Raw genomic sequence first — 6,000 nt, forward strand, 5'->3', positions numbered from 1 at the left:
TCGATCTTAGTTCGAAAACAATACGGTAGAACCATGATTTAAGCTGGTCAGTAGCAGTGCCTTCGGGTTAACAATGTCAATGCGTCGGCTTTGCTCTGCGTCCATCTTAATAACCTGAGTGATCAGCTCTAGTTGCTCTTCAGAAAAATCTTGGCGCTGAGCCGAAGTCACATCTTTAAACTCTGTTGGCGAAACCAGTAAATAGTTGTCGTTAATATCCCACTGGCCCGTTTCAGAGATGTTGATGACATTCGCAGGCTCAGTTTGATTTCCGTAAAGCCTAACCACTGACATTCTCAGGTATGTACCATTTGGTAGGTATTTCGCGTTCGATGAAAGTTCAACTCTACGAAGCGGGCCGATTGAATCAGCTTGCTTGTTATCGCTAATCAGAGTCACCATTTTTGATTGCCATTCATGCTGAGTAAGCAAGCGCTCTACTTTTGCATCGCTACCCCAATATAACCAACCACTTAAGAACGCAGATAGCACCAGTAAAATAATCGATACTTTTAATTTCATGTTACTCACCACCGTTACAAATGTCGTTTACATCCGACTGGTTTGCGTAAATTCTTAGGGTTACATTTTCGCTCGAGTAATCTTGCGGGTGAATGTAGTTGAGGGCAAGGTTGTTGGTTTGTCCGCCTGTTGCAATCACTTCAGTCGGCTTTAGCATGCCAGTGTGATTGGTGTTGTAACGTAATACACACTTCTCTATCGCTGGTAGCCAACTGCTAAGATCTGGGTAATTAGCCGGTGATTGAACCTTTACGCCATCCACTTCAGCCAACGTTTTGAACTCGGATTCTGCTGGGTTAGTAAATGTTAAAACGAGAACCGGCATGATGAAAGCGGCAAGCAGTAGCCAAAATGTTAGCCACTTATTGGTGCTTTTAGCGGGAGCCACAACAGGAGCGGTTGCTGGTTCTGCTTCCACCTTAGTTTCTTGAACTTTTGCCATTGGCTCAGGCTCAAGCATTTCAGTGATGGCTTCTTCAGTTGCTGTCGGCGTTGCAAACGTAAGGATAGGCTCTGCGTCATTTTCTGCAGTTTCGGCCATGATTGGCTGATCATTTGATGAAAGCGGGGCAGAACGCTCAACTGTCGCAATAAACTGGTAACCGCGCTTAGGCACTGTCTTTACAAATTCTGGGGATTTGGTCGAGTCCTTCAACATTTTTCTTAGCGTCGATACCGCTTGCGTTAAGCTTGAGTCATCCACCTCAAAGCCTTGGTCTCGCCAAACATACTCATGCAATTCATTGCGAGTGATCACTTCATTGGGCCTTTCTGACAGCATCAGGAGAATGCGGCTTTCATTGCTGCCAAGACGTACGACTTCACCGTCGCTCAACTGATCAACAAGTGAATTGCTGTTTGGGTCGAATACGAACCGCTGTGCGAGAATAAACTTTGTGCCGATATTGCTCATTGAATTCTTCTATTTTGGGTTGTTTTGGGTGCGAAATAGACAAATATCAGGTGAAGTTCCGTTAATTCTTCACCAAATTATGGCTTTTTTATGTTCTTTTATATTTATCAGACTCAAGGATAATAAAAACAGATCAAAAAAACAGTGTTTTTATGATTTTTGACCTTGAATTTACATTTGTCATCCTCATGTTAATGAACAGAAGAGTGGCATCAAGTGTTACGCCCCTATGATTATTCAACATAAAGTATAGATGTTTTGGAGTAAAAATGAGCGAAACGGCAACGCAAAATAAAGAGACTCGTGGCTTTCAATCTGAAGTAAAACAACTACTTCATCTAATGATTCACTCACTGTATTCAAATAAAGAAATCTTTCTACGTGAGTTGATCTCTAACGCATCTGACGCGGCTGATAAGCTTCGTTTTCAAGCTCTATCGAACGGTGACCTTTACCAAGGTGATGCCGATCTAGGTGTAAAACTTTCTTTCAATGCTGAAGCAAACACGTTAACGATTTCTGATAACGGCATCGGTATGAGCCGCGACAACGTTATTGAGCATTTGGGTACAATTGCTAAGTCAGGCACTGCAGACTTTTTCTCAAAGCTGTCTGAAGACCAAAGCAAAGACTCTCAATTGATTGGTCAATTTGGTGTTGGTTTCTATTCTGCATTCATCGTTGCAGACGCGGTAACGGTTCGTACACGTGCAGCTGGCCTAGCGAGCAATGAAGCTGTTCAGTGGCACTCTGCAGGTGAAGGCGATTACACCATCGAAGACATTACTAAAGAGTCTCGTGGTACTGATATCATCCTTCATATGCGCGAAGACGGTAAAGAGTTCTTAAATGAATGGCGTCTACGTGAGGTGATTGGTAAATACTCTGATCACATTGGCATCCCAGTTTCTATCTTCACAGCAGTGAAAGATGACGAAGGTAAAGACACCGAAGAGAAGCATTGGGAACAGATCAACAAGGCGCAAGCACTTTGGACTCGTAACAAATCTGATATCGAGAAAGAAGAGTACCAAGAGTTTTACAAGCACGTGTCTCACGATTTTGCTGATCCATTAACTTGGAGCCACAACAAAGTTGAAGGTAAGAACGATTACACAAGCTTGCTTTACATCCCAGCGAAAGCTCCTTGGGACATGATGAACCGTGACCATAAGAGCGGCTTGAAGCTTTATGTACAGCGTGTATTTATCATGGATGATGCTGAGCAGTTCATGCCATCTTACATGCGTTTCGTTCGAGGCCTGATTGACTCAAACGATCTACCACTGAACGTGTCGCGTGAAATTCTGCAAGATAACAAGGTAACTCAGTCTCTTCGTGGTGCGTGTACTAAGCGTGTGCTTACTATGCTTGACCGCATGGCGAAAAATGACAATGAGAAGTACCTAGAATTCTGGAAAGAGTTCGGCCTTGTAATGAAAGAAGGCCCAGCGGAAGACATGGCGAACAAAGAGAAGATCGCAGGTCTTCTTCGTTTCGCATCTACAGAGGTGGACTCTGCTGACCAAACCATCAGCCTAGCGTCTTACGTTGAGCGCATGAAAGAAGGCCAAGATAAGATTTATTACCTAACCGCAGATAGCTACGCTGCAGCTAAAAACAGCCCACACCTGGAGCAATTCAAAGCTAAAGGTATTGAAGTGGTTCTGATGTACGATCGTATTGATGAGTACGTAATGAACTATCTGACTGACTTCGACGGTAAACAGTTCCAATCGATCACGAAAGCGGGCTTAGACCTAAGCAAGTTCGAGGGTGAAGAAGAGAAAGATAAGCAAAAAGAGACAGAAGAAGAGTTCAAATCTGTTGTTGAGCGTACTCAATCTTACCTAGGAAGCCGTGTTAAAGAAGTTCGTACGACCTTCAAGCTAGCAACAACCCCTGCGGTTGTTGTGACTGACGATTTCGAAATGGGTACGCAAATGGCTAAGCTTCTTGAAGCTGCGGGTCAAGCTGCGCCTGAAGTTAAGTACATCTTCGAAATTAACCCTGAGCATGCACTTGTAAAACAGATGGCTGATGAAGCCGATGAGCAAGCGTTCGGTCGTTGGGTTGAGTTACTTCTTGGCCAAGCTATGCTTGCTGAAAAAGGCTCAATGGAAGATCCGTCACAATTCTTGGGTGCAATCAACGAGCTACTAACAAAGCGTTAGTCTTTCGACTTTAGGTTAAGCCCATTGTTGTAATAAAAAGCTCGCAAATGCGGGCTTTTTTTATGAACGTCGTTGAAAATCCTGCAAACGTGGTCAACGTCCCCGTTATCGTCACAACAAATGTTGTCGATGCATTCTTTAGTCGTAAATTCAGCCAAATTGAATATTAATGTGATAGAATGCTCGACCTAATCAGCTGGGGCTAGGAAGCGATTATCTCCAGTTGTATGATTTTTAAACGTTATACCGAAACTTACCGTTTTGCTTCTGTTCAATGTTTTGCTTAGCCTCAATGGTTACTTAACGCTTTCTGTTCATCCTAAAAATGAACAAGAATAGAGGGATAGTGAGCTTCGGTATAAATCATAATTTTATAAGAGGATTAAACATGCGCATCATTCTTCTAGGTGCTCCTGGCGCGGGTAAAGGTACTCAAGCTAACTTCATCATGAACAAATTTGGTATCCCTCAAATTTCAACTGGTGACATGCTACGTGCTGCTATCAAAGCGGGTACTGAGCTTGGTAAGCAAGCAAAATCAGTAATCGACGCTGGTCAGCTAGTTTCTGATGAAATTATCCTTGGTCTTATCAAAGAGCGTATTGCTCAAGATGACTGTGAGAAAGGTTTCCTACTAGACGGTTTTCCACGCACAATCCCACAAGCTGATGGCCTAAAAGAAATGGGCATCGCTGTTGATTACGTTGTTGAATTCGACGTAGCTGACGATGTGATTGTTGAGCGTATGGCTGGTCGTCGTGCTCACCTTCCTTCAGGTCGTACATACCACACTGTGTACAACCCGCCTAAAGAAGAAGGTAAAGATGACGTAACTGGCGAAGAGCTAGTTGTACGTGATGACGACAAAGAAGAAACAGTTCGTGCACGTCTAGGCGTATACCACGATCAAACAGCTCCGCTAATCTCTTACTACGGTAAAGAAGCAGAAGCAGGTAACACTCAGTACCTTAAATTTGACGGTACTAAGCAAGTTGCTGAAGTTAGTGCAGAACTTGAGAAAGCACTAGCATAATTGGCTAACAGCCAGTTTTAGAATTTGATATATTGGAAGCGACCTTAAGGGTCGCTTTTTTTGTTTCAATTTTAAGTACGATACCAATCTAGATAACTTGATTGCACATCATTTAAGACGAAACCGTTTTTTATGAAGGTGATTCACAATCGAGAGCGGATGTTGAGATTTCCTATATAAAGAATGATTATTCAGACATTTAATAGGAAGCAATGATCTTAAACTTATGTAGATTAGTATATTACTTTCCAGAAAATCACATATTGGTCCCAGGTATCTATGGAAAATAATAAAAAGCAGGGCGTTTTACTGGTGAACTTAGGCACTCCAGATTCTGCGACCCCAGCTGGCGTTCGTCGATTTTTGAGTGAATTTCTACACGACAAGCGAGTTGTAAACCTAACGCGTTGGCTTTGGTGCCCTATCTTACATGGGGTCATTTTACCGATTCGCTCACCAAAAGTTGCTAAGCTGTATCAATCTGTCTGGATGGATGATGGCTCACCGTTGCTTGTGTACTCACAAAGACAAGCAGCAAAGCTCCAAAAGAAAATAGAGATGCCTGTTTCACTGGGTATGACTTATGGCAACCCAAGCCTAAAGACTGGCATTGAGCAACTGATGGAGCAGGGCGTTGAAGACATCATCGTACTGCCTTTATATCCTCAGTACTCTGGCACAACCACAGCGGCAGTTTCTGATGGTTTAACTAAAGCCTTTAAACAGATGCCAGTTATCCCGAGCTATCGCTTTATTCGCGACTATTACGCGCACCCTAGCTATGCAAAAGCACTGGCTGAAAGCGTTCGTAGCCATTGGGATAAAAATGGCAAAGCCGACCATTTGGTTTGCTCTTTCCACGGTATTCCGAAGCGTTTGGCTGATGAAGGCGATATCTACCCTCAGCATTGTGAAGCGACAACCAAACTGCTTGCTGCAGAGCTCGGCTTATCTGCGGACGATATCACCATGACATACCAATCGCGATTTGGTCGAGAAGAGTGGTTGAAGCCATACACTGACGAGACACTTGAATCACTGCCGAGCAAAGGCATCAAGAAGATCGACATCATGGCGCCTGCATTTTCGGTTGACTGTTTGGAGACATTGGAAGAGATTTCTGACCAGTGTAAAGAGACTTTCATTGACGCTGGGGGGTCAGACTTTAGCTACATTATGTGTTTGAACGATAGAGATTCGCACATCGATATGATGGCAGAGTTAGTCGCGCAATATCGCTAACCGCTACTGAGTATTGATTACGGCTAGGGCTTAAACAACAAGACTAAGCTATACAAATCTAATTTATACAAATAGCAAAAGGGCTGCTCAATGAGCCTGTCTCTTGATCACAAGTC

General features: G+C 43.4%; 5 protein-coding genes. 3 read left to right on the plus strand and 2 right to left on the minus strand.

What is annotated here, in order from left to right:
* Positions 1-6: 6 nt before the first annotated feature.
* A complete protein-coding gene (locus BCT34_RS16790) occupies positions 7-522 on the minus strand; it encodes a regulatory protein ToxS (protein ID WP_017066005.1) in 516 nt (171 codons plus the stop codon).
* 1 nt (position 523) lies between these two features.
* Positions 524-1,435 carry a transcriptional regulator gene (locus tag BCT34_RS16795; RefSeq protein ID WP_076654810.1) on the minus strand — a complete coding sequence of 304 codons (912 nt, stop codon included), beginning with the start codon at positions 1,433-1,435 and terminating at the stop codon, positions 524-526.
* Positions 1,436-1,704: 269 nt separating this feature from the next.
* Here BCT34_RS16795 and htpG point away from each other — a divergent pair, with 269 nt between their 5' ends.
* From htpG to hemH, 3 genes are all read left to right on the plus strand, one after another.
* Positions 1,705-3,609 (plus strand): molecular chaperone HtpG, encoded by a 1,905-nt coding sequence (htpG, locus tag BCT34_RS16800; protein WP_076654809.1) that lies wholly within the window; start codon positions 1,705-1,707, stop codon positions 3,607-3,609.
* Between the two features lie 388 nt (positions 3,610-3,997).
* Complete coding sequence (gene adk, locus BCT34_RS16805) at positions 3,998-4,642, plus strand: adenylate kinase (RefSeq protein ID WP_048660860.1); 645 nt, start codon at positions 3,998-4,000, stop codon at positions 4,640-4,642.
* A 279-nt stretch (positions 4,643-4,921) separates the two neighbouring features.
* Positions 4,922-5,884 carry a ferrochelatase gene (gene hemH / locus BCT34_RS16810; protein WP_076654808.1) on the plus strand — a complete coding sequence of 321 codons (963 nt, stop codon included), beginning with the start codon at positions 4,922-4,924 and terminating at the stop codon, positions 5,882-5,884.
* The last annotated feature ends 116 nt before the right edge of the window (positions 5,885-6,000 follow it).

The organism is Vibrio sp. 10N.261.45.E2 (genome assembly GCF_002875705.1).
Classification (GTDB): Bacteria; Pseudomonadota; Gammaproteobacteria; order Enterobacterales; family Vibrionaceae; genus Vibrio.